This is a genomic window from Geitlerinema sp. PCC 7407 (assembly GCF_000317045.1).
GTDB lineage: Bacteria > Cyanobacteriota > Cyanobacteriia > PCC-7407 > PCC-7407 > PCC-7407.
Window position 1 is genome coordinate 1,896,745 of the sequence record NC_019703.1, and the last position, 20,171, is coordinate 1,916,915.

General features: G+C 61.2%; 16 protein-coding genes. 7 read left to right on the forward strand and 9 right to left on the reverse strand.

Annotation, left to right across the window (positions count from 1 at the left end; all coding sequences use genetic code 11):
• Positions 1-3: 3 nt before the first annotated feature.
• The 3 genes from GEI7407_RS08030 to GEI7407_RS08040 all read right to left on the reverse strand — a co-directional run bounded on the left by GEI7407_RS08030 (position 4) and on the right by GEI7407_RS08040 (position 2,410).
• Positions 4-765, reverse strand: coding sequence for a metallophosphoesterase family protein (locus GEI7407_RS08030; protein ID WP_015171644.1), 762 nt, complete (start codon positions 763-765; stop codon positions 4-6).
• A gap of 177 nt (positions 766-942) precedes the next feature.
• Positions 943-1,677, reverse strand: coding sequence for a DUF1995 family protein (locus GEI7407_RS08035; RefSeq protein ID WP_015171645.1), 735 nt, complete (start codon positions 1,675-1,677; stop codon positions 943-945).
• Positions 1,678-1,966: 289 nt separating this feature from the next.
• A complete protein-coding gene (locus tag GEI7407_RS08040; RefSeq protein ID WP_015171646.1) occupies positions 1,967-2,410 on the reverse strand; it encodes a hypothetical protein in 444 nt (147 codons plus the stop codon).
• 222 nt (positions 2,411-2,632) lie between these two features.
• Here GEI7407_RS08040 and GEI7407_RS08045 point away from each other — a divergent pair, with 222 nt between their 5' ends.
• Positions 2,633-3,142, forward strand: coding sequence for a universal stress protein (locus GEI7407_RS08045; protein WP_015171647.1), 510 nt, complete (start codon positions 2,633-2,635; stop codon positions 3,140-3,142).
• A 26-nt stretch (positions 3,143-3,168) separates the two neighbouring features.
• On the opposite strand, the gene GEI7407_RS08050 is transcribed toward GEI7407_RS08045, so the two are convergent.
• Both GEI7407_RS08050 and GEI7407_RS08055 read right to left on the reverse strand, forming a co-directional pair.
• Positions 3,169-4,209 carry a cell wall metabolism sensor histidine kinase WalK gene (locus tag GEI7407_RS08050; RefSeq protein ID WP_041268336.1) on the reverse strand — a complete coding sequence of 347 codons (1,041 nt, stop codon included), beginning with the start codon at positions 4,207-4,209 and terminating at the stop codon, positions 3,169-3,171.
• A gap of 66 nt (positions 4,210-4,275) precedes the next feature.
• Positions 4,276-4,983 (reverse strand): response regulator transcription factor, encoded by a 708-nt coding sequence (locus GEI7407_RS08055; protein WP_015171649.1) that lies wholly within the window; start codon positions 4,981-4,983, stop codon positions 4,276-4,278.
• 317 nt (positions 4,984-5,300) lie between these two features.
• On the opposite strand from GEI7407_RS08055, the gene GEI7407_RS08060 reads away from it, so the two are divergent.
• The gene (locus GEI7407_RS08060) at positions 5,301-7,349 is read left to right on the forward strand and encodes a hypothetical protein (protein ID WP_015171650.1); all 2,049 of its coding nucleotides are present in this window, start codon (positions 5,301-5,303) and stop codon (positions 7,347-7,349) included.
• 27 nt (positions 7,350-7,376) lie between these two features.
• Here GEI7407_RS08060 and GEI7407_RS08065 read toward each other — a convergent pair whose 3' ends face one another.
• Positions 7,377-7,706 (reverse strand): SemiSWEET family sugar transporter, encoded by a 330-nt coding sequence (locus GEI7407_RS08065; RefSeq protein ID WP_015171651.1) that lies wholly within the window; start codon positions 7,704-7,706, stop codon positions 7,377-7,379.
• Positions 7,707-7,849: 143 nt separating this feature from the next.
• Entirely contained in the window at positions 7,850-8,836 is a 987-nt protein-coding gene (locus GEI7407_RS08070; RefSeq protein ID WP_015171652.1) for an ABC transporter ATP-binding protein, read from the reverse strand.
• Positions 8,837-9,067: 231 nt separating this feature from the next.
• Here GEI7407_RS08070 and GEI7407_RS08075 point away from each other — a divergent pair, with 231 nt between their 5' ends.
• On the forward strand, positions 9,068-9,256 hold the full coding sequence (locus GEI7407_RS08075) for a hypothetical protein (RefSeq protein WP_015171653.1): 189 nt from the start codon (positions 9,068-9,070) through the stop codon (positions 9,254-9,256).
• A gap of 9 nt (positions 9,257-9,265) precedes the next feature.
• On the opposite strand, the gene GEI7407_RS08080 is transcribed toward GEI7407_RS08075, so the two are convergent.
• A complete protein-coding gene (locus GEI7407_RS08080; RefSeq protein ID WP_015171654.1) occupies positions 9,266-12,307 on the reverse strand; it encodes a pentapeptide repeat-containing protein in 3,042 nt (1,013 codons plus the stop codon).
• Between the two features lie 725 nt (positions 12,308-13,032).
• Between GEI7407_RS08080 and GEI7407_RS08085 the strand changes: the two genes are divergently transcribed.
• The 4 genes from GEI7407_RS08085 to GEI7407_RS08100 all read left to right on the forward strand — a co-directional run bounded on the left by GEI7407_RS08085 (position 13,033) and on the right by GEI7407_RS08100 (position 19,688).
• Complete coding sequence (locus GEI7407_RS08085) at positions 13,033-14,889, forward strand: hypothetical protein (RefSeq protein WP_051030708.1); 1,857 nt, start codon at positions 13,033-13,035, stop codon at positions 14,887-14,889.
• Positions 14,890-15,038: 149 nt separating this feature from the next.
• On the forward strand, positions 15,039-16,742 hold the full coding sequence (locus GEI7407_RS08090; RefSeq protein WP_015171656.1) for a DUF3685 domain-containing protein: 1,704 nt from the start codon (positions 15,039-15,041) through the stop codon (positions 16,740-16,742).
• 250 nt (positions 16,743-16,992) lie between these two features.
• Positions 16,993-19,221, forward strand: coding sequence for a GAF domain-containing protein (locus GEI7407_RS08095; RefSeq protein ID WP_015171657.1), 2,229 nt, complete (start codon positions 16,993-16,995; stop codon positions 19,219-19,221).
• A 44-nt stretch (positions 19,222-19,265) separates the two neighbouring features.
• Positions 19,266-19,688: a response regulator gene (locus GEI7407_RS08100; protein ID WP_015171658.1), complete on the forward strand. Its 423-nt coding sequence runs from the start codon at positions 19,266-19,268 to the stop codon at positions 19,686-19,688.
• Between the two features lie 44 nt (positions 19,689-19,732).
• Here the strand turns inward: GEI7407_RS08100 and GEI7407_RS08105 are convergent, their stop codons facing one another.
• Positions 19,733-20,125 carry a hypothetical protein gene (locus GEI7407_RS08105; RefSeq protein ID WP_150109739.1) on the reverse strand — a complete coding sequence of 131 codons (393 nt, stop codon included), beginning with the start codon at positions 20,123-20,125 and terminating at the stop codon, positions 19,733-19,735.
• Positions 20,126-20,171 lie beyond the last annotated feature (46 nt).

Consider the following 20,171-nt stretch of genomic DNA (forward strand, 5'->3'; position numbering starts at 1 on the left):
GCCCTAGCGAGAGCCAAAGACCTTGCGGCGAGCTAGGACTTGGGAAGGCTCGATGCGCGTGACCGCCTCATCGAGGGGCAAGACCCGCTGGGTATCTTGGAAAACGTTGACCTGGTAGATCATCCGGTTGGTGAGGTCAAGGCCCGTCAGCCAGCCGCTTTTGGGATGGTAGGCGCCGGTGTCAATGTCGAGCCAGCCGTTTCCCTGGGCGATCTCGCCGGGGGAAACGCCGGGAAGGGTGAAGGTGATGGTGTGGCCGACGATGATCAGCTTGTTATCGAAATACGGTTGAGGAATGCTGTGAAACTCGTCCCGAATCCAGCAGTAGTCGTGGGGCGTCTGCTCCTCGATAGGAAACTTGGGATGGACGCCAGCGTGGGCGAGCCAGACATCGCCAAGGTCTAGGTGGGTCGGCAGCGATCGCATCCAGTCGAGGTGGTCGATCGGGATGCCGTCGTCGCCATAGCTCGCGACGGTGGCGTAGCCGCCGCTGTAGAGCCAAGCCTGGAGCGGGGACATGGCGGGCTGACTGTTGGGAAAGGAGTCGAGCAGGAGCTGCTCGTGGTTGCCGAGAATGCAGGTGTAAGGACTTTCTTTGACAAACTCGACGACCTGGGCGCTTTTTGGACCCCGATCGATCAAATCCCCGAGGAAATAGACCCGGTCTTGATCCCCTGGGGCGATCGCCGCTAGCAAGGTCATTAAGCCATCATAATGACCGTGGACATCGCCGATAAAAATTCGGCGGTGGCTTTCATTCTCCATAGTTTTCCTTGGTTCTCAGCCCCCGGTGAAGCATTGCGCACTCCGGCGAATGAACTTGGCTAATTGGTGACGATTCTTGGGGTTAGGCCCAGCCTTTCCTTAATGTTCATTATGCCCGCCTTGTCCTCATTTCTCCCAGGAGTTGAGTAGCGAACACTACATGGTTTCTCGTGTCAACTATTGACTGAGGGCGCGCAAAAATTCCTGCAAGCCGGACAAAAATCCCTTGCGCTTGGTCGGGCCTGGGGCGGGGCTTCCTTCTGTTTCGGCACCCTGGACGCGCCCGATGATCTGATCGAGGGCGTCGCCGACCGGCTTTTGGCTCTCTTCGGCGACTTTTTCGTAGCCTGATTCTGTCTCCAGCCACACCTCCCAAGGACCCGGATAGGAGCGCCGCAAAGCGCCACCCTCAAAGGGCCGCAGGTAGTAGCACGAGAGCAGCGTGCTGAGAAAGCGCTCTCGCAGCTGGCGGCCGGCGTAGCCGATGCCGATGGTGGCGACGTCCTCTAGGCGCGGGTTGACCATGACCACGGGGCGATCGCTCGCTTCCTCGCAAAACTTCTCGACTGGGCCAACTTCTACCGAGGAGGGCGCAATCATCAAGAAAGCCTGCTCATCGGGCTGGATTTGGGCCTTTAGTTCAGAAATTCCTCGAATTTCATAGGGTTTCTCGCCCCAGCGGTGCTTGGCGAGGGCAGCGGCCCCCGCATCGGGGAAGAGAATCTTGAAGCGATCGCCGTAGCGCGCCTCAAAGTCGGCCGCAAACAGCTCGGCGATGGAAATGGCCTGGAGGTCAATTTCGGGGAAGACGAGCTCGACCTGGAGCCGGGAATGACCGTCGTCGAGGGCCGCCTGGGTTGCGGTCCGGGATTGAGCGATCGCCTCGTCGAGGTCCTGGGGAAGTTCAGCCATGGTTCTGAAAAATCGATCTGCAAAGTTGCCAAGAGCTTCTGCCGTCTGAGGGACGCCAAAGCCGAGCAAGAAACGTTACCCATAAGAGTACCGAGGGAGTGGCGCTTTTCACTAGGTGCTGGGGCGATCGCCTGCCAAAAGCGCCGGAAATTTCCCAAAAAAATGACCCGAAACCACCCAACCAATGGTCTCAGGTCACGCTGCGGGTCAATGGCTCTATCTTTCAGCGCGATCGAAAATTTTTTTGTTGTACACACTACGGTTGGGTGATTACGGGCGATTCTCGCCCCTAGGCTGCCTGACCGAAGGATCGCCGAACGTCACGCCGCAACAGGTAGTAAATAATGACCCCATTGATCACCAGCTGGAGAACAATACCGCCCGGATTGCCATCGTTCATCTGAGTGGCCAGCACGCCCATGAGATTCCCCAGAAGCGCCATAAATTGCAGAATGAGCGTGATTATCCAGGCCCAAAACTTCAGCATAAAAAGGCCATAGCACAGCAGTAGGCCAATCAGGCTTAAAAGCACCATGCCTATGCCTAGGATCGTGACAATTGTTCCCACCATGCCGGTCTGCATCAACTCTTCAGTTTGAAACTCTGGGTTGTTCATGAGCGAATCAAGAAAAAAGCCGCGAAATAGAAGAATCAGCACGCCAATCAGAAGGGCGATTAGGCTGCTAATCAGCTGCAAAACTGCCAGGATGGTGACACCAATGGGACGACTCATGATGAATGAAACCTCACGCTAGAAGCACTGCTGATTTGAAGTATGGCAAGGGGAATTGCGATCGCCGGTCCGGTTTCCACAATCTTTTAAGAAGTTTTTTAAGAAGTCTTCTGACAAGCGAGAGCGAAATGCAAGATAACCTGCCTAGCGTGAGGCGATCGCCCTTTTAGCAACGGCCCATTAATTGAACTTTCGTTTAACTGGACTTTCTGGAGGTGCTCAATGAAGCTACAAAAAATCCTAGTTGCCCTAGCCAGCCCAGAAGAAGCAACCCCGATCCTGGAAGCGGCGATCGCCGTGGCCAAAGCCCACAGCAGTAGCCTGCGCTTGTTTCACTGCCTCCAAGCACCCCAGCTCGACTACCCGCCCGTCGCTGACCCCGTCGCCACCCTCAACTTCTACGGCACCCCCGACGTCGGCCTAGAGCAGTTTCGGCGAGAGCAGACCCTCCAGGAAGAGGAAGCTGCCCAGGCTTGGCTCCAGGCCTACTGCCAGCAGGCAACGGACCAGGGCGTGATCGCTGACTTTGCGTGCTCCCTGATGCCGCCGGGGCCAGCCCTGTGCGAAGCGGCCCAGACCTGGAAAGCTGACCTGATCATGGTGGGGCGCCGGGGCCGATCGAGACTGACGGAGCTGCTGCTGGGCAGCGTCAGCAACCACGTAGTCCACCATGCGCCCTGCTCGGTCTGGGTGGTGCAGGAGCCGCCCGCCCAGGAGATTTCCCAGGGATGAGCGAGGCAAAAACAAGGGGCGATCGCCTAGGCCAGCGGCAGAGAAAAGCGGAACGTGCTGCCCCGATTGAGGGCGCTTTCCGCCTCGATGACGCCGCCCTGGAGCTCCACTAGACGCCGCGAGATCGCCAGACCGATGCCCGTCCCCCCCGAAAAGCGATCGCGCGATCGGTCCGCCCGCCAAAACCGCTCAAACACGTGGGGCAAATCTTCGTCCGCGATCCCCTCGCCCGTATCGATCACCTCCACCCAGACATAGGGCGAGCAGCTCCAAGCCTTGACCGTGATGGACCCTTCCTGGGTGTAGCGCAGGGCATTGCCCAGCAGGTTCACCATCACCTGCTCGACGCGCTCCGGGTCAGCCATGACCGCTGGCAAATCGCTGGGACAGTCGAGCTGCAACACCGGGCCATCCTCCAGCACCTGGGTCGAAAACTTCTGGATCAGCATCGCCAGCAGCGGCCGCAAGTCAAAGGCCCGAATGTCGATGGGCAAGTAGCCCGCCTCTGCCTTGGACAGCTCTTGTAAATCATTCACCAGGCGGCGGAGGCGGCTGGTCTCGCGGGCGAGGCGCTGGTACACCTCCACCGACGGGTCGATGGTGCCGTCGGCGAGCCCTTCTAGGTAGCCCTCGAGGACCGTCAGAGGAGTGCGCAGCTCGTGGGTCATGTCGCCCACCAGTTCGCGCCGCCGCTGCTCCACCCCCGCGATGCCCGTCGCCATCTGATTGAAGCTTTTGGCCAGCTGATTAATTTCTGGAATCTCGGAGGCGGGCAGTCGAGCGTCGAGATTGCCGGAGGCGAACTGCTTGGTGATCCGCTCCATTTGCAGGAGGGGCCGCATGATGCGCTTGGAGAGCAGGTAGCTGAGGCCGCCCGCTGCGGTGCCGCCGACGACCACCGACCACAGGGCTCCCTTGCTCCAGGCCGAGTCGAAGCCCTCGATCAGCCGATAGCGGACGTAGCCGATGTTGAAGCCAGCGCCCTCTAGTTTGGAGAGCTGAAGCAAGAAGAGGCGGGGAGAGTAGAGCTTGCCGACGGCGAGCAGGGTGCTCAGTCCGACGATCATCACGACGAGGTGAGACAAAAATAAGCGAGCCCGCAGACCAATTCTAGGAGCCAAGGGAATTCCTACCTATGCGATCGCGTCTTCAAAGCGATAGCCGACGCCTATCACTGTTTTAACGAAGGTTGGGTTGGCTGGGTCGGGCTCAATCTTTTTGCGCAGGCGGGCGATGTGGGTATCGACGACGCGCTCATCGCCAAAGAAGTCGTCGCCCCAGAGCTTCTCGATGAGCTGGGCGCGGCTCCAGACCCGCCCTGGATAGCTGATGAAGGTGGTGAGCAGATCAAATTCGAGGGTGGTCAGGTCCAGTAGCTCGGTGTCGTCGCCATTGAGGAGGCGCTGGGCAGAGCGCTGGTCGGGGTCGACCTGGAAGTGCTGGGTGCGGTAGAGGGCGCTCTGGCCGCCTTGGCGGAGCGATCGCCGCAAGAGAGCTCGCACCCGCGCCACCAGCTCCCTCGGACTAAAGGGCTTAACCAGGTAGTCATCGGCGCCGGTCGACAGACCAATGATCCGATCGATTTCTTCGCCCTTGGCGGTCAGCATCAAGATGTAGGGGTCTTTGGGGCCGGGCTGCTGGCGCACGCGGGCGCAGACCTCGAGGCCGTCGAGGCCGGGCAGCATCAGGTCCAAAATGATCAAGTCTGGCTGCTGCTCCTGAAAGAGCTGGAGTGCTCGCAGGCCGTCGCGGCAGGCGTGGCAGGAAAAGCCCTCTTTTTCTAAATAAAGTTGAATGAGCTGAGCAATCTCTGCTTCGTCTTCAACGATGAGAATGTCCATGAAAACCTCAAAGCGATGAGCAACTGGGCTTCTAGGAGAACGTTAGGGGCGCAAGGGGCGGCCAGAAGTTCCTTTTTAGCAAGATGTTGCGGTTAATTGAAGAGAATTAATGATCTCGGAACAATGGCGATCGCCCCAGTAATCGCAGGGCTAGCCTATCCTGACGGAGAATTCTGGGTGTGCAGTTTCCCAAGAAATAGAGCTCGTGGGGTACTATGAAGCCCATCATGATTCCTATCATGCCGTGATGGCGGGGCGTCACGCTGGGTCTAATGATTTCACGAAGTTTGACTATGCCAACTGAGGGGTAGTGCGCTATGGAAACGGCTGTTAACCTAAGTGACCTCCAGCAGCTTGGGCAACACCTCCAAGCTGCACTGCTCCGAGGGGGCGATCGCCAGACGCCGCTGGGGGTGCAGTGCGCCCTCAAGCAGGGTGTCTTGATGGTGCTGGTCGAGCATGACTCGGCGGAGCCGGTGGCCGCTCCAGCAGTGGTATTTGGGCAGATCGAGCAGGCCCTAGGCCAGATCCGGCCCGCGATCGCCCCCAAGGCTCGCCTCTATCTGCGCCGTCGCGGCGAACAGCAGCCCTACGAATCTGCGTCCATCGCGTGGGCCCCGCCCCGCTCCGCAATGCCCGGCCTGGTGCCGCCCCCGCCGCCCCCGCCGCCTTCCTTGGGCGTTGCGCCGCCGCCTGCCGCGCCATCTGCCGCCCCAGAAGCCACCGATTCCCCAGATCTAGAAGAAGATGCCTTTGGTGAGTCAGAGGCGATCGCCTCTGGTGGTTTGGCGGAAAGTGCCCCTGCGTCTGAGACGGACGCCTGGTTAGAGGACTCGGACGATTCCTCGAAGCTGGATGAAGCGGCGATCGCCTCTGATATGTATTCTGAGACGGATTTCGATCGCGAGGACGGTTCTGCTGATTTCTTCAACGAAGACGCCGAGAGCGACTTTAATCTAGGGCCTAAGGCTGGTCCTCGAGAGGACATCGGCGAGGGCGGCGAAGAAAACCTAGATCAAGATCCGGATCAACTAAATCCATTAGATCCGTATCAAGACGAGGACGAGACTCCCGACGATCACGAGCTTGCGCCCCTTACCCCCAGCGATCGCCGGGTGCTGTGGCCCTGGATTTTGGCGGGCGCGGCGATCAGCGTGTCTGCTTTTGCAGTGAGCCTGTATGCCTTCACGCGGCCCTGTGTGCTGGGGGGCTGTCCCCCGGTCGAAACGGCCCAAGCCTTGCAGCAGCGCGCCGCTAGCGTCACCTCTTGGCAAGAGCTAAACGCTGTTCAGCGCGAGATCGCCGCTGTGTCCGAGCAGCTGCGGGCGGTGCCGCTGTGGTCGGGTCATCGCCGAGACGCCCAGGCGCTGCTGACGGTCTTCCAGCAGGAAAATGGTCCGTTCCAGCAGGTGATAGCGGCCCAGAGCAAGGCCACCACAGCCGCCCAGCGGAGCCAAAACCCGCCCCATCCGATTGCTGAATGGCAGGCGATCCGCGACCTGTGGGAAGAGGCGATCGCCACCCTCAACCAGGTCGAATCCACCAGTCCTTCCTACGGCTTTGTGCAGGAAAAGCGGCGGGAATACGAGGCCAACCTGGCCGCCATTGAACGCCGCATCACAGCCGAAAACCTGGCCCAGCAGCGGCTGAGCCTGGCCAAGAATGCCGCCGCTGCGGCCGAAACGCGCCAGAGCACCACCCGCGGCGTCGAAGGGCTCCAGGCCGCCCAGCAGAGCTGGCAAACCGTCCTCAACCAGCTCACGAATATTCCCCAGGGCACCATGGCGCGCCAAGAAGCCAACCAGCTCAAAACGACCTACCAGGCCCGCATGTCTCAAGTGCGCGACCTATTGGCCAAGGAGCAGCTCGCCCTAGACACCTACGACGAAGCGATCGCTCTGGCAAACCAAGCCAAATCCTTTGAGCAAAAGAGCCAGTGGACCCAGGCGGTCATCCACTGGCGGCAGGCGATCAACGCTGCCCAGCAGGTGCCCCAAAACACGGTCTACTACGAGCGCGCCCAGCCCCTGATCAACTCCTACAGCGTTTCTCTCCAGGCGGCAGAGGGCCAGCTCAACACCGCTGTCGCTCTCCAGGAAGCCCGCACGGACCTCCAGAGCACCTGTGCAGGGACGCCCACCATCTGCACCTACTCCCTGTCTAATGACCTAATCCAGGTGATGCTCACACCGGAGTACGAGCAGGCGATCTTCGCGGGGGACTCCAACAATGCTGTGGCCTTGCAGCAGCATATCCAGGCGCTCCAGGGGGCTCTAGAAGCCATCAGCGACAACACCCAGGTTCCCCTGGACGTCTACTACTCCAACGGCACGCTGCTGGGCTCCTATGTGCCGCCGACCTCGTGATTCCCCGCCCTAGATTCTGGCTTCTGCCTAGGTCTGGGGCTCGGCGCTAGGAGGTTCTGTTGCAATTTCTGGCTCTGAGCTAGCGGCTTGGAGGCGCGCCAAGCGTCGGTAGCGGACCTTCAGCCCGAGGATGATCGACGCCAAGATCAGGGTGACGACATTGGCCGCGATCAGGGGCAGATCGTGAACCGCGATGCCGTAAACCAACCACAGCACGATTCCCAGGCACAGGATCATCAGCATGCTCCAAGAAATGTCGTCTGCGGATTTGCTTTTCCAGGTTTTGATCAGCTGGGGCAGATAGGCCAGGGTGGTGAGGCTGCCAGCAATGAGGCCGAGGGTCGTTGTGAATTTCATGGTTGATAGCAGGACGGGTCAGAACATCCCACGCCTTTTTAAGAAATTTCAAAAAATTTCAGTGTGGGCTGTGCCTTAGGATGCCGGTTTTTGGGGTCTGTCGTCGGCTATCTTGAAGCAGAAATTTTGGTGAGGCGCTGGCCCTAGTGGCTGCTTGTGATGCCGCGACTGCGCAGCTGCTCCATGAAGAATTCCTCTAGGGAAGGCCGAGCAAGCTTGATGGTGACGATCTGAGCGCCCATCAGGGACAAGCTGGCGAGGAAATCAAAGGGATCGCCCTGGAGATGGCCCTGCCACAGCCCGTCCTGAAATTCGAGGTTGACCATGCGTTTCTTGAGGACGTCGAGGCTGCCGCCCTTGCCCTGGATGTAGTAGGTGTTGTTGCCCCCGAGCAGCTCGTCGAGCTTGCCGCTGCAAATGAGCTCCCCATCCGCCAAGATAGCCACGCGATCGCAGATCATCTCCACGTCGGCGAGCACGTGACTGTTGAAGAAAATCGTTTTGCCCTGCTCCTTGAGAGACAAGATGATTTCGCGCATCTGGTATCGGCCGAGGGGGTCGAGGCCCGACATAGGCTCATCGAGAAAAACCACCTCCGGATCGTTGATCAGGGCCTGGGCCATGCCGATGCGCTGGAGCATGCCCTTGGAGTACTGGCGGAGCTGCTTTTTGCGGGCGGCGGAGAGAGCGAGGCCCACCAGCTCCAGCAGCTGGGGGATGCGCTGGCGCTGGACCGATCGCGGAATCTGGAACAAATCGGCGGTGTAGCGCAAAAATTCCCAGCCGGTCAGAAAGTCGTAGAAGTAAGGGTTTTCGGGCAAATAGCCGACGCGCTGCTTGACGGCGCGATCGCCCAGCGGATGGCCGAGCAGCCGTCCCCGCCCCTGGGTCGGGCGCACGATGCCCAGCAAAATTTTCAGCAGAGTCGTCTTGCCCGCGCCGTTGGGGCCAAGCAAGCCGAAGGTTTCGCCCGGGTGTACCACCAGAGAGCAGTTTTTCAGCGGCGTGATTTTTTGGTTGAGCCAAAAGCCGCTCCGATACACCTTGCTGAGCTCGTAGATTTCGACCACGAAAGGCTGCTCGGGCGTGGCGTCCGCGGCGGGAAGGGCTGGAGTTGCATTGGTATCCATGAACGTCACCCTGGCTGGATGGTTGGTCGCGACAAAGAGTTTAGCAAGTCCCGGGCCCTCCGCACGACTGCTGTGGGCAAGACCAGCGAGGATTTTCCGCCCCCTCAAGACGATTGTGCTCAAGTCGCGAGCCAAAGTTGGAGACTTTCGTTCCTGGCCTATGCTGGTTGAAATGGCTGATTTGGCCAAGCCAGCTAGAGGTTGGCTGCTTGTTCACGAACTTTGGATCCTATGAACCGCTCAAAAATTGTTGCTGTCATTACGGGTGTGATTTCGGTGGCGCTGGCCCTTGGGTATCTCGTGCTGGTGCAGCTCCTGGATTTTCGCGGCGAAATGCTGCCGGCCCCGACGGGCATGGTGCTCCTGGGAAGGGCGATCGCGCCTTGGTTGGGAGCAGTTTTGGGGCTTGGAATGCTCTAGGCTCCGGGCCTATGGGTCGGCCATAAACAGCGTGGCGTCTTCGCTGTCGCCCAGATCGACGTCAGATTCTGAGCCGTATAGGGAGGCTGGCTGAGACACGATCAAGGTTGTATCCGCTAGCTCGCCGTCTCCTGCCACTGGCGACGGCTCAGGGGTGCTGTCCTGGGCAGCCCGGACGGCGGTGTAAGCCTGAAACGTTTCGAGGGAAAAAATTGCGCCTTGTTCTTCGGCTTCTCGGCGATCGCTGTCGCTCAGCCGCGCCTCGAACAGGCAAGTATTTGCCCAGTTGACGCCCTTGAGAATGGCGCCCCGCAGGTCAGTGCCGCGCAGATTGGCGCTGTTGAGGTTGGCCCCAGAGAGGTTGGCTTTGGCAAGGGAGACGCGGCTCAAGTTGGCGTTGCTCAGGTTGGCGCGCACGAGGTTGGCCCCGGTGAGATCGCTGCCGCTGAGGCGTGCCCCGGCCAGGTTGACGCTCTGGAGGTTGGCCTCGGCCCACGCCAGGTGCTCGAGGTTGGCGCCGCTAAAGTCGAGGGTGCTCAGCAGGGGCTGGGCCCACAGCTGGAACTCGTTGAGGCTGAGGGGGCTGATGCGGTGGAGAAACTGGAGGAAGCGATCGCGATCGAAGCGATCGCCCTTCGGGTCGCCGCAGGGACAGAAGATACTCTGGGCCGCGTGGTGGCTGGCGCACAGCAGCAAAAACGCGTTGAGACCCACAGCGGCTTCTAGGGTCAGCAGATTGGGCGGCGTTTGCCACGGCTGACCGGCTTGGCGAGCGTCCTGGGGGAGTCCCTGGTCGAGCCAGTCGCCCCGGCAGTAGCGCTGGTAAAAGGCTTCTAGGCGGCGCGTGAGGGCGCTGAACTGAAACGCCGACATGGTGCGCTGGAGCCGCTGGAGATCAGCGGCGATCGCCTCCACCATGTCCGGGCGCAGGGGTTGGTAGTTGACCTGGTGATAGAGCCAGTGGGCCAAGGCATTGAGGGCTGCGTGGTCCTCGATCAGGCCGTTGCTGGGCTGGGCGAAGGTGGCCAGCTGACGGGCGATCGCCTTGGCACCCAGAAACGCGCCAAAGCTCGGGTGGGTAAACTCCAGCGGCGTGTCTTGCCCCAGCTGGCCGCCAGGAGCGCTGAAATAGAGCGCTGGCAGCGGAAACCAGCCGCCAGCATCCTCCGCCTCGGGGGTCACCGCGGTGGGCAGCACCCGCCGGATCTGGCTCTGCTGGATGGCCAGGGCCATGGTCTCGATTTGCTGCTGGAGCCTGGCGGGCGATCGCCCCAGGAGCAAGCTTGTGATGGTCTCCTCGCCTCGACTGGCGTGGGCCAGCCCCGATCGCACCAGCCCCGTCAGGCTGCCGCTGCGCACCGGATCGATCGTCTGCCCCGTCAGCCAGCGCAGCAGGCGGTCCTGCATCTCAAAGCTCAGCTCACTGGGCGATAGGCTCAGCAGCCCTTCATCGAGATGGCCGTCCCGATGCAAAATTCCCAGCAGATAGAGCATCAGCGGATGGCGAACGCGGGCTGCCAGGGAGTCCGGCTCCGGGGACGGTCGAAACAGGCCCGCTTTTTTCAAAAAGTTGAAATAGGCCTGGGCGATCGCCTTGGTTTGCAGCCCGGCCCACTGCTTGAACCACTGCTTGAGCTCCTCCTGCTCCATGGGCAGCAGCCGCAGACGGTAGTAGGGCAAATGCTCTTCGGTGGTCAGCGTGTTTAGGGCCGCCTGGAAGACCACCGGGGGCGTGGTCAGCAGCAGTTTGTGGCGCGCGCCTCGGGGACTGAGCGTCTCCTGGGCCAAAAACTGCTGGACCTGCCGCACGAACTGGGCCGCCGGATTGCCGCCCTGGGGCGATCGCGGCAGTTCATCCAGGCCGTCGAGGAGCAGCAAGCAGGGCGGGTGAACGGCCGACAGCCAGCCGTCAGGCTCGGTAAAGCGGGCCTGGGGCAGCGCCGATGCCAGGGTATCGGCCAGGGTTTCTCCGATCGTCACATCCCGTAGCCGAATCACGATGGGCATCCACTGGGGATAGACAGCCTGGGCCACATGGGCCGCCCACAGCTGACAAAAGCCCGTTTTTCCCTGGCCCGACTCCCCCTCCAGCACGGCGATCGCCTGGGGAATCTGGAGCTGCTGGGCCGCCCACCGAAAGGCCTCCTCCGGTGCGTTCTTTTGGCTGGAGAGGGTGGTGCCTGCCAGCGAGACGTACAGATCCCGCAGGGTAAACATTTCCCCCAGCAGCGGCTCGCTCTGGCTGCGCAGCAGGGCCGCTCGGTAGCGCTCGCGCTCAAGATCAATCACCAAGGCAGGCTTTGGCACGACGATGGCAGTGTCGATGGGCTCATAGTCTTCGCTCCAGTCTCCGCTGCCGTCGCTGGGCGCTGTATTGCCCAGCCGCACGAACTTTTGCATCTGGGCCAGGCTCAGGGGCGCCTCGGTGACGATGCCCAGGAGATGGCCGGCCAGCCCATTGAGAATTCGCTGGGTCATCAGCTTGGCCTCGGTTTCCTCGGCGCCGCTGGCCATAAACCAGGCGATCGCCGCCCCGTTCATCTGCTGGACCAAGAAAGAGTCTGTGGGTGTCGAGAGGACCTGTTCGGCCTGAGCGTCGGTGAGCTGCCCTGGCTTGAGCGCCCGGAGCTGAGTTTGGAGGGGACCATCTTCGAGGGTGCCTCGCTCGTTCAGCAGGGGCAGCTTGGCTCGCTCGATCCAGGGACGATTGAGCGCTAGTTCCTGGTTGAGCACCTGCTGCAACCCCCGCAGGTAGGCGACCTGGTAGGCCAGCCAGACGCCTTCGTTGCGCTTGAGCGGGCGCTGCTGGCTCAGGAGCCGCACCAGGGCCAGGGTAATCTGGGCCAGGGCGGGTCCCTCTGCCAGCACCCCCGACAGCGGCAGAGCCAAGGTCTCGGCAAAGGTGCTGACGTCGAAGAGGGTGAGCTCCCGCCCTTGCAGGTCCTGGGCGATCCGGAAGGCGATCCCCACCATCTGCGGCAGGGGGGCCGAGTGTAGCTGGGCGGGGGTCAGTTGGTGATCGCTCAACCAGTGCCGAATGTCGAGACTCATGCCGTTTGATGGGAGAGGGGACGAAGGATGCAGGAAATCAGCGAAGGCGACCTGAAGAAATGCAGACAAATGAATGCAGTCAAATCAATGACAAAACGCGATCGCTGCCGTTTTTAGTCTAATCAGCGCGATTACCAATGTAAGTACCCGAAGAGCGATCGCCGGACGAGATAACTTTGATCATCTCCCAGCAAATGGCCACCCCAAAAAGCGGTTGATATTGCTGCTGGATTGGCTCAGGCTGCTGCATCCTGAAATAAGACTAGCCCGCCAAACATTGGATGTTGAGATGCTGATCGCCAAAGAAACACTGACGCCAAAACCTCAGGCGATCGCCTCGAAAAATGTCAACGCTTAAGGGCCAACGATTTTCAAGGTCTCAAGGCGCGATTAACAACCTTTTCTAGCAGCTTTTTGGGAAATTCGGGTCTAGACTGACGAATAGCATCCGTAATTGTACGGACGCTTTGTAACAGATAAAGTAATTTCGCCGGTTTTAGAGTGGTGATCTCTGTATAGCGGAAGCAGGGGCCTTCTGTTTGTGGTCAACTTCTTTGATTCTCAATTGCTACGACTCCTCACGACAGCCTTGACGGACGATCTGGAGCGTGTTTGACTGCGAGGAAGAGGGGTGGCACCAGGGGTAGGTGCGCTGGAAGGGGAGAAAGACAAACATGATTCGTCAATTTAGGGATCGCAAGCAGTCTAAAAGTTCAAAACCCGAGATGGAAACGCCGCCTGTCCCCAAAGATTCTTCAGCAGCTTCGGAGACGTCCTTGGGAGAAGAGGCTGTGGGGACTGTGCGATCGCCCCGCCGCAGGCGATCGCTGTCTACCAACTGGCTGTGGTCGATGGTGTGGCTGGTGATGCTGCTCATGGCCGGGGGAACGGTGGCCGGGACATTTTACTGGCTGGTGAAAGTGCCCCCTGCGCCGGACTGTAGCGATCTAAGCCAGATTACGGGAGACTCGGCCCGTCTCTACTGCGCGGAGCGGCTCGCCCGCTCGGGAGAGATACAGGACCTGATGGCCGGGGTGAATTTGGTCAAAGACTGGCCGGCGGATCATCCCCTTTACGACGACGCCCAAAAATTGTTGGGAATCTGGTCTGAGGTGATTTTCTCGAGGGCGCGCCAGCAGATGGCGGCTGGCAACCTGGAGGAGGCGATCGCCGATGCTCGCCAGATTCCGCCTAGCAGCCCGCTCTACAGCGAAGCCCAAGCGGCGATCGCCGCTTGGCAAAAGAACTGGGCCGCGGGCGAAAAGCTGGCCAACCAAATGCGAGCGGCTCTCAAGGCCCAAAACTGGCGTCAGGCCACAGAGGTCGCCGAGGCGATGCTCAAGCTGGATAACGACTACTGGCGCGACCTGGCGCGGCGTCAGCTCGATACAGACTTTGCGGCCGAAAAGCAGGCGCGCCGACAGCTTCAGGGAGCAGCGGAGCGTGCCAAGGCCAACACCGTCGACGCCCTCAAAGAAGCGATCGCCCTCGCCCGCCAGGTCACCCCAGACGTGCAGGCCCGCGCCGACGCCCAAGGGTCGATCGCCCGCTGGAGCCGAGATCTGCTGACTCTGGCCCAAAAGCGTCTAGAAGCGCGCGATCTGTCGGGGGCGATCGCCGCTGCGGAGGCCGTGCCCGAAGCCGGAGCGCTGCGCCGCGAGGCCAATGACTTTATGCTGCTGGCCCGCGCCGACGCCATGACCTGGCAAGACAGCTGGTTTGGCTTCCTTGAGGCCCAAGCCGCTGCCCTGCGCATCCCCCCCGACAGCCCGCTGCGGCCCCAGGCCCAGGCCAAGGTTGCGCGCTGGCGGACCGAGCTGCAAAACCTCAGCCAGCTCCAGCTGGCCCAGACCACGGCGGATGTTTTGCCGCCCCTCTCTTGGTCTTTGGCCATTGATCAAGCTCAGATGGTGCCCCAGGGAGAGCCTCGCCGCCTCCAGGCCCAAACCCTGGTGGCTCACCTGCGCAAGGAGATTTTGGTGGCGGAGGATCGCCCCTTCCTGGTGCTGGCTCGACGCCTAGCGGCCACCGCGACGGTGGAGAGCCTCGATCGGGCGATCGCCGTGGCGCGGCAAGTGCAGCTAGGGCGGCCCCTGCGCATCGAGGCCCAGACGCTGATCGCCCAGTGGAACCAGCAGATTCAAGTCATCGAGGATCAGCCGGTCCTCGATCAGGCGCGATCGCTGGCTCGTCAAGGAGACCTGAACGGCGCGATCGCCACCGCCGAAAAGATCCAGTCTGGTCGAGCCCTCTACGGCGAAGCCCAGGGCGACATTGACGCTTGGGTCTACGAGATCCGTCTGGCAGAAGATCGCGCGATCTTCCGCGAGGCCCAAGCCCTGGCCAATCAGGGACGCCTCAGCGACGCCATCGTCGTGGCCTCGGACATTGGCCCTGGCCGTCCCCTCTACGGCGAGGCCCAGGCGTCGATCGGCCAGTGGGCGGCAGAGCGCGATGCTATCTTGCGAGAGCGCGCTCGCCCCGTCGAGCCAGCGCCCGCTCCGGCACCGGAGGAGCCGACCTACTTTGAGGAGCCGCCACCCCCCAGTCAAGACGTGCCGCCGCCGCCGCCGCCTCCCTAGCCAGAAATCTCTAGAAAAGCAGGACAGCCTGTGCACCTTTGGCCTGACGCCAACCGCTAGCATAGATTAAGGGTTTTTGCTCTAAGCAAGCTTTGGGCCTAGGACTCTCATCGTAATGATGCTCAGATGGTGTGAGAGGAGAGGTAGGGGTGGGCCTATTACTCGTTGACCATGACCTAATCTTTCGGCTAGGCATACGAACCTGGCTGGCTCAGTTTGAGGAGCTAGCGGTTGTTGCCGAGGCGGAGACGGGGGCGATCGCCCTGGAGATTTTGCAGGAGCGATCGCCGGACGGCACGATTACCGCTGTGATGCTGGGCGTCGGAGCGACGGAAACGGCGATCGCCGAGGCGCTGCAGCTCTCTCAGCAGATCAAGCAGACCTATTTCCAGCTGCCGGTGGTGTGGGTGGGGGTTCCCCAGACTCCGGCGGTGCTGGCGGCGGCCCAGGCGGTGGGCGTGAGCGGCTACTGTCCTCGCACCGCCGACGCTGCCCAGATTTTGGCCACGCTCCGGCGAATCCAGGCCGGAAAAACGGCCTGGCTGCTGGAGCCGGGGGGCAGTCTGGTTCCGGCGGCGGCTCTGTCGTCGAGGCACCTGCTCTCTTGGCAGCAGCGCCTGCGGGCCTCGGGCCTGCGCCAGATGGATACGCAGATGACCCAGCTAGCCAGCCAGCTGCAAAATGCCCGGCTCTCGCCCCTGACGCGGGCGGTGCTGGCGGGGCGCTACCGGGAGGTCCGCGCGGCCCGCTGGCTGGTGAGCCATTTGCTGCCGACCCCCTCGGCGGCTTTGGCACCTCGGGCTGGAAAATCTGGCGCTAAAGGCGATCGCCTGTCCGCGGCGTCTATGCCATTGCCCAAGGCGGAGCCCCGGGGCGAAATTCAGTCCCTGCGGGCCATGCTGCTGGATGTGACCTACCTCAAGATCCAGGGCGGTCTACAAAACCAAACGGAGACTCCCCTCGAAATTGATATCTTGCAGGCGGCCAAGCGGCAGGAGCTGCTGTACCTGATCCTGCGGCGGCTAGACGGCCTGCTCGATGAGCTGCGGCTGTCCGATGTGCAGCCGGACCAGCTCCCAGAGAAGCGATCGCAAATCCTGCGTGACCTGTGGCAGTCCGGCATTACCGACTTTTTTGGCAAATACTATACGCTCCAGCTGCCCGGCCTGGGCATGGTTGACGTCGTGCCGGTGCTGCTCCAGGACTGGGACATTGTGGAGGCGGCCATCCTCGATCGCATTCCCTTTGTGGCGGAGTGTCTGTCGCATCTGCTGTTTCAGACGCCCTTGCCGGTGAATGGAAACCTGGTGGCGGCTGGCACCCCCGCCGCCATGGAGCGCGTCGAAATCTTGCTGCAAAACTGGGTGATCCAGGTGGCGAATGCTGTCATGCAGCCTTTGCTCAATCACTTTGCCGACGTGGAAGAAATCAAGGAAACCCTCTACGATCGCCGCCTGATGTCCACGCGGGAAATCGAGCGTTTTCGCAATGACCTGTCCTGGCGATACCGCACCGAGCGAAATTTCCGTGAACCCCAGGCCATTTTTGAGAGCCGCTATCGTCTGTACAGCTTCAGCGGCTACGGCATCAAGCTCACGACGATCTATGCGCCCCGCAGTCAGGAGCTGTCGCAGCTGCGCGGCCTGCGGCTGGCGGTGACGATCGCCCTGGAGGCGCGGGACGCGATCGCCCCTCGACTGCGGGCAACAGTGGCGTTTTTGGGTAGTGGGGTGGTGTACCTGCTAACCCAGGTGGTGGGTCGCGGCATCGGGCTGGTGGGTCGCGGCATTCTCCAGGGCCTGGGCAGTGCTTGGCAAGATGGGCGCTACCAGGGGGGCGATCGCCCCAAGTAGGGCGACTGGCTTGACACTTCTCAACAAAAGCTTGGCGCAGAGAATTTTTGGTAACAATGGGGAGCAAGAGCACCGGGCGTTTTGCTGGGCGGGGTCTGGGGAGAGCTTGCAGCTCCGATGCCTCGCCCGCCGGAACCTGTGACCGTTGCTCAGACTGCCGGTCTCGCTCCGCTTTTGAGGGGCGATCGCTTGAGAGTGTGGCCACCTGCGCATTCTCCCTATCTCTGCGCTGATTTCTGCCGTTCCTCCCATGTCTGGAAAATCGTCGAAACGTAAGGATCCGTCCAAACAGAGCCTGCTGCGCAGCCTGCTGCTGCACCGCATGACCAACCGCATTCGGGAGTCACTGGATCTCCAGACGATCCTGGAGGCGACGGTGGCGGAGATTCGGTCATTTTTGGAGACAGATCGGGTCAAAATTTATCGATTTGATGCCGATGGTGCGGGGCAGGTGATCGCGGAGTCGGTGAATGCAAAGCGCTTGCCATCCCTGCGATCGCTGCATTTTCCGGCGGGAGACATTCCCCCCACCAGCCGGGAGCTGTTTGTCAAAGCCCGCCAGCGCTCCATCATCGATGTGTCGTCCCAGGCGATGATCCTCAGCCGCCTGGACAATCCCGAAGCGGCCCACACTCTGACCCTTGCCGACCTGGACTCGAATCCCATCCAGGATTTGCTCCGACGCCCGGTGGACCCGTGCCATGTGGCGTACCTAACGGCGATGGGGGTGCAGTCTTCGCTGGTGGTGCCCATCCTGACCAATCAGACGCTGTGGGGGCTGCTGGTCTCGCACCACGCCCAGCCTCGGGCCTTCTCGGAGGAAGATTTGCAGGTCGTGCAGATTTTGTCGGACCAAGTGGCGATCGCCATTGGCCAGTCGACCCTGCTCAGCCAAACCCAGGCCAAGGCGCGCCGGGAAGCCCTGATCAACCGCATCTCCACCATCCTGCACTCCCCCCTCAACACCCAGCAAATCCTGCAAATCGTCCTCGAAACGGTCATGCAGGCCATGCGCGCCTCCGGCGGTCGCCTCTATCTGACGCCCATGAGCGACAGCGCCTGCGGGAGCCTCTACCTCTGCGGCCAGCAGCCCGCCCTCGAAGAAGTCTCCGGCTCCGCGCTGCTCGAAGAATTTCCCTTTTGGCAGAAGCTCATGTTCCAGGAGGGCCGCTACCAAGAGGGCTCTGTGGTCCTCGAAAACCTCTGGCAGCAGACCCTCAGCGACCCGTGGGTGGAGCCGCTGCTCGATGCGCAGGGCCGCCTGACAACGATTTACCTGAGCCCCGGCGTCGAAAACTGGAACACGCCGCTGCGAGATTGGCTGGAGATGAGCGACCTGAAGCCAGAGTCGTGGGCGATCGCTGACCTGTACCAAGACCCGCGCCTTGCGCCCCTTTGGCCAGCCTTTGAGCCCACCTCCCTGCGCAGCCTGCTGATCATGCCCCTGCACTATCGTCAGCAGTGTCTGGGCTGCCTCACCCTGTTTCGGGACGCCGTCGACACCGATATCCTGTGGGCAGGCTACCTAGACCCCGACGATCGCCAAGACCGAGCCCGCCAGTCCTTCGAAGCCTGGCGCGAAATCAAGCGCAATCAGGCCAGTCCCTGGACCAGCGAAGAAATTGAGCTGATCCAGGCCGTAGGGACCCACGTGGCCATGGCCGTGATGCAGAGCCGCCTGTACCAGTGCGAGCGAGAGCACCGCATCCTGGTGGAAATGCGAAACCGAGAGCTCAACACCGCTCGCACCGTGGCCGAAGAAGCCAGCCGCCTCAAGTCGGACTTTTTGTCCTCCACCAGCCACGAGCTGCGCACGCCCCTCAGCTCGACCCTGAACTACCTCAAACTGCTCAAAGAAGGCTTTTATGACGACGAAGCCGAGCTAAAGGAGTACATCCAGGTCGCCCACCAGTCAGCCGAAAATCTGGTGGCCATTATTAATGACGTGCTGGACATCGCCAAGATCGAGGCGGGCCGCATGAATCTCCACCTAGAGCAGGTGGACCTGAAGGCGTTGATGGAGGAGCAGTGCAAGCTGTTTCGCCTAGACAGCCGCTCGAAGGGAATCCCGCTGCAAATGGTGTGTGGGGTGGAGCAGGTCTACGCCGACAAGATCAAGCTGCGCCAGGTGTTGGCCAATTTGCTCTCGAATGCCTTCAAGTTCACCAGCGATGGGGAGGTGTGCATCTCGGCTATGCGGCTCCAGGGCGATCCGCCTCGCGTGGCGATCGCGGTGGCCGACACAGGCATTGGCCTGGACGAAAAGCAGCAGGAGCTGGTATTTGAGCCCTTTGTCCAGGCAGATGGCTCGATCAAGCGTCGCTACGGCGGGACCGGCTTGGGGCTGACGGTGTGCAAACGGTTAGTTGAGCTGATGGGAGGGTACATTTGGATCGAGAGCCCCGGTGAAAATCAGGGGACGACAGTGACCTTTATCCTGTCGGAATCGGGATCGCTCTGGGACAGCAACCATGCTTAGAGTTGCTTGAAAAAATTTAAAACCAGGTTTGAGAGAGTCTAGCGATGACTTTTAAAATTCTTTTGGTGGAAGATGATTTTCTGCTGGCGCGGGGGACGGCCAAGCTGCTGCAGCGCCTTGGCGACCATAGTGTCGAGATCACCGACGATCCGGCCACCATTTTTCAGCGGTGCGAGTCCGGCGAGATCGATCTGGTGATGATGGATGTCAACCTGCCTGGGGCGCAGTGGGAGGGCCATCCGGTGAGCGGGGCGGACTTGGCGCAGCGCCTGAAGACGAAGTCCTCGACGGCCCATATTCCCATCATTATTGTGAGCGCCTACGCCATGCTGTCGGAGCGCCAAACCTTGCTGAAGGTGTCGCTGGCAGATGAGTTTTGCACCAAGCCGATTACGGACTATGAGGCGCTGTTGCGGCTGATCGAGGAGCTGGTGGCGCGATCGCCCCAGGTTGAGCGCCTGCACTAGCGCCTAGCCTCGCAAAAGCCCTAGGGGCCGAAATCTGCCCGCCGCTAGTACTCCAAGAAGAGAGTGTCGAACTGATCCGAGGGCGGCATGTGGGGCGGCAGATTGGTCAGGGCTGGCGGGTTGAGGGGCTGGCGAATCGGCGGAACGGGGCTCTGGCCTGAGACCTCGGCCATTTGGTGCTCGATGAGGCACATCTGGCGATGAATCTGCTGCTGACGCTGCTCGAGGGCGTGGAGCTCTTGCTGGAGGCGGCGCCGCTCGATGGCGAGCTTGTAGAGCTGTAGATGAACGGCGGCTTCGGTGCGCTGGCGGGGCATGGTGCTGATTTTGGGGCAGGAGCGCCCGCGATAGGGAGGCTGCATGGCGTCTGGGGTTAGAAAACGGTGAGTTTTGGGGGCTGGCGATCGCAAGGTGCGATCGCTCCTTTGAGGGCGCATGAGGGCGCAAATGCCTCTCTGGAGGCCGGTCTTAGTGTACCCAGTG

What these genes read in the sequence shown, in the direction of transcription:
- GEI7407_RS08030 (WP_015171644.1), bottom strand. Translation starts at nt 765, where the DNA reads ATGGAGAATGAAAGCCACCGCCGAATTTTTATCGGCGATGTCCACGGT.
- GEI7407_RS08035 (WP_015171645.1), bottom strand. Translation starts at nt 1,677, where the DNA reads ATGGCTGAACTTCCCCAGGACCTCGACGAGGCGATCGCTCAATCCCGG.
- GEI7407_RS08040 (WP_015171646.1), bottom strand. Translation starts at nt 2,410, where the DNA reads ATGAGTCGTCCCATTGGTGTCACCATCCTGGCAGTTTTGCAGCTGATT.
- GEI7407_RS08045 (WP_015171647.1), top strand. Translation starts at nt 2,633, where the DNA reads ATGAAGCTACAAAAAATCCTAGTTGCCCTAGCCAGCCCAGAAGAAGCA.
- GEI7407_RS08050 (WP_041268336.1), bottom strand. Translation starts at nt 4,209, where the DNA reads ATGATCGTCGGACTGAGCACCCTGCTCGCCGTCGGCAAGCTCTACTCT.
- GEI7407_RS08055 (WP_015171649.1), bottom strand. Translation starts at nt 4,983, where the DNA reads ATGGACATTCTCATCGTTGAAGACGAAGCAGAGATTGCTCAGCTCATT.
- GEI7407_RS08060 (WP_015171650.1), top strand. Translation starts at nt 5,301, where the DNA reads ATGGAAACGGCTGTTAACCTAAGTGACCTCCAGCAGCTTGGGCAACAC.
- GEI7407_RS08065 (WP_015171651.1), bottom strand. Translation starts at nt 7,706, where the DNA reads ATGAAATTCACAACGACCCTCGGCCTCATTGCTGGCAGCCTCACCACC.
- GEI7407_RS08070 (WP_015171652.1), bottom strand. Translation starts at nt 8,836, where the DNA reads ATGGATACCAATGCAACTCCAGCCCTTCCCGCCGCGGACGCCACGCCC.
- GEI7407_RS08075 (WP_015171653.1), top strand. Translation starts at nt 9,068, where the DNA reads ATGAACCGCTCAAAAATTGTTGCTGTCATTACGGGTGTGATTTCGGTG.
- GEI7407_RS08080 (WP_015171654.1), bottom strand. Translation starts at nt 12,307, where the DNA reads ATGAGTCTCGACATTCGGCACTGGTTGAGCGATCACCAACTGACCCCC.
- GEI7407_RS08085 (WP_051030708.1), top strand. Translation starts at nt 13,033, where the DNA reads ATGGAAACGCCGCCTGTCCCCAAAGATTCTTCAGCAGCTTCGGAGACG.
- GEI7407_RS08095 (WP_015171657.1), top strand. Translation starts at nt 16,993, where the DNA reads ATGTCTGGAAAATCGTCGAAACGTAAGGATCCGTCCAAACAGAGCCTG.
- GEI7407_RS08100 (WP_015171658.1), top strand. Translation starts at nt 19,266, where the DNA reads ATGACTTTTAAAATTCTTTTGGTGGAAGATGATTTTCTGCTGGCGCGG.
- GEI7407_RS08105 (WP_150109739.1), bottom strand. Translation starts at nt 20,125, where the DNA reads ATGCGCCCTCAAAGGAGCGATCGCACCTTGCGATCGCCAGCCCCCAAA.